The following is a 2,700-nucleotide window of genomic DNA, read 5'->3' as shown; positions in this document are numbered from 1 at the left end:
TTCAAAAAGTTCGGCAATTTCCTGTAAGCTGTAGCTATAATCATTAATAACTATGTTGTTTCCTTCGCCTTCTAAAACAAAATATATTATATCATAACGATTAAAGTTAACATCACCTTTAGTTAATTCGATTATACTTTCTTCCAGTCCCTCAATAGAATCGCAGGATTTGTAAATACTGGTAATTTCTTTTTTTAGTGCTAACTTTTCTAAACTAAGTAAGACTTCGGTTTTTTGTTCAATTTCCGAATCTGGAACCTTTTCTAAACAATAAATAAAACTTTCCGGCTTCATTGAATATAAATTTAAAATTTTCTTCTTTTTGGTATCGATTTTTTTTGCGCTAAAGAAACTTTGGTTAGCACTAGCACACAAAATTAAATCACATCCAAAAGATTTTTTAAGACAATATCTGTTCTTGATTGGAGCTTCTTCACAAGCCACCCTTTGTGTCCTGAACCAAAAATCACCAGTACTCTTTTCTTTTGGTTGATTATTTCATTTAACTCAGAATCAATTTTTTCATAATGCGCCTGATTGATATTTTCCCAACCTCCTTTACCTAAATCATCATTAAACAAATCGCTGAAAACCTGCAGCTCAATATTTAAAATCCGGTCAAACTCATCAGAGTGAATTTTAACAGGATCAAATTCTTTCATGTAATTTTCAAACAATTTCCCCGATAATTGCCTGGCTTCCATATAGATTTCCCAATCTTTTGCTTTATTTTTATCCGCTTTAATTTCTTCCAATCTATTTTCTCTTGCATTTGCCATTTCTTCCGTCCAGGCTGACACTGGTTTTAAAGAAAAACCTAACGTCTTTTGCAAAGGAAAAATCACCTTACTAAATTCAGGATACTGCAGAACCCGTGGTTCATCAATTTTTCCTAATCTCTGAAATTGTTCATCGGCAATAAGAAATCGATCAGGTGGAATCTCAGCTAAAACTACATCCGGGTTTAGATTTTTGATAATGTCAGCAAAAACTTTTAAACTATATTTTTCACTTCCAAGATGTTGGCTATGAATAGTTCCTACAACAATGACTTCGTTTTTATTTTTCATTTTGGCATCTACTCTGCGTTTAATAAATTCACATACATTCGTGTCAAAGTTTGTAGTCCGACAAATTTATCTTTTCATGAAATTAGTTGTGTTTCAAAATATACTTTGCTGGCTACCGTTTTATGAACCGGGCATTTTGAAGCAATTTCCATTAATTTACTTCTTTGCTCTTCCGTTAGGTTGCCTACAAGTTTTATTTTTTTAGAAATGTGATCCAGTTGTCCCATTTCTTCAATTTCTAATTTTAACTCAGCTGCATGTTTTCTAGAATAACTCAAATACACGAAAACTTCTTTTAAATCCCATTGCTTTCTTTGGGCATATAATTTTAAGGTCAATACGGTACAAGAACCAATAGCCGCGTTAAGCAGTTCATAAGGCGATAATCCTAAATCATCCCCACCAAATTCCACAGGCTCATCCCCATAAATGTGATGCGTTTTAGTATAAATATGGCTTGTAAAGGGTACTATGGTCTCGTGATATACCAACACTTGCTCTCCATCTGTATCCTTTACATCCTCTTCATATTTTTCAACCTTTTCATCCTTTTTTATTACAACATACCGTTTTACCCAACTTGAAATAACTTCGGCTACGTAAAAGGCATCTTCTTTACTGCTAATTAAATGATCGGCACCATCAAGACTGATAAAACTTTTTGGATGATGTGCCTTGTGGTATAAAGATGCAGCGTTTTCAATACCAACAATTAAATCCTGGGGTGAATGCAACAGCAATAAAGGTTTGCGCAGCAACTTAACCTCATCTTCCAAATTGTGGGCTTCTAGGTCATCAATAAATTCCTTTTTTATCTTAAACGGCCTTCCTCCAATTGATAATACAGCTTCTCCATTTTCAGTAATGGAATCTTCCAAACCTTCAAATAGCTTGATCACGTGTTTTACGTAAGAAGGCGCGGCAATTGAAACCACTGCTTGTATATTTGGCAGTTTGTTCGCAGCAATAATTACTGCGGCCCCACCAAGCGAATGTCCAATTAATATGGTTGGTGCAATATAATTCTCTGTCAGAAATTCATTCACGGCTATAATATCAGAAACATTATTGGAAAAAGTAGTTTCACTAAAATCGCCATCACTGTGCCCAAGTCCTGTAAAATCAAAATCCAAAACGCTTATTCCATGCCTGGTGAGTTCTGAGGAAATATTTCTAACCACAGCCAAACTAGACGAACAGGTAAAACAATGTGCAAAAATAGCGATGCTGTTAATTTGTCCATTCATTGGAGTTATTAACTGAGCAGCTAAAGATTCCCCATTTTTGTTTTTTATAAGTAATTCTGTTTTTTTCATTTTTTAATGTACATTATAACCTTTTAAACCATATTCTTCCGAACTTACAGCTCTAATTTTTTTATTTATACCATCTTCCATAAAGCCTATTTCTTTGTCAACGTTAAAAGATATAAGCAGATAAGTAGTTTCAGTAATTCCACAGTACAAACAATCTTTATCTAAAGTAAAGTTTGTTGTATAACCGGCTGCAATTAGGTTTTTTATTATTGTTTCTTTATCCATCTTTTTATATTTAATTGTAAAAATTATATAAACACAAACATTACAACTAGTTGAATTACCAGTTGATCTGCGCATACATCCCAAATTAA

Annotated in this window: 4 protein-coding genes; all 4 read right to left on the bottom strand. The window is 33.4% G+C overall.

Features of this window, described 5'->3' with window-relative positions; translation table 11 throughout:
• The coding region (locus C0512_RS15085) for a DUF6642 family protein (protein ID WP_367161180.1) at positions 1–294 on the bottom strand (294 nt) is incomplete at its 3' end.
• 83 nt (positions 295–377) lie between these two features.
• Positions 378–1,070, bottom strand: a complete 693-nt coding sequence (locus C0512_RS15080; RefSeq protein ID WP_290863048.1) for a hypothetical protein — start codon at positions 1,068–1,070, stop codon at positions 378–380.
• Positions 1,071–1,144: 74 nt separating this feature from the next.
• Positions 1,145–2,386: an alpha/beta fold hydrolase gene (locus C0512_RS15075; RefSeq protein WP_290863046.1), complete on the bottom strand. Its 1,242-nt coding sequence runs from the start codon at positions 2,384–2,386 to the stop codon at positions 1,145–1,147.
• Positions 2,387–2,389: 3 nt separating this feature from the next.
• Positions 2,390–2,700: hypothetical protein (locus C0512_RS15070; protein ID WP_290863044.1), on the bottom strand; the 311-nt coding region annotated here is incomplete at its 5' end.

This window comes from Flavobacterium sp. (genome assembly GCF_013822155.1).
Lineage (GTDB): Bacteria > Bacteroidota > Bacteroidia > Flavobacteriales > Flavobacteriaceae > Flavobacterium.
Note: the sequence above shows the minus strand (reverse complement) of the source record. Positions and strands in the feature narration are given on the sequence as shown.

Coding starts and splice junctions, on each gene's coding strand:
- C0512_RS15080 (WP_290863048.1), bottom strand. CDS start 1,070: ATGAAAAATAAAAACGAAGTCATTGTTGTAGGAACTATTCATAGCCAA.
- C0512_RS15075 (WP_290863046.1), bottom strand. CDS start 2,386: ATGAAAAAAACAGAATTACTTATAAAAAACAAAAATGGGGAATCTTTA.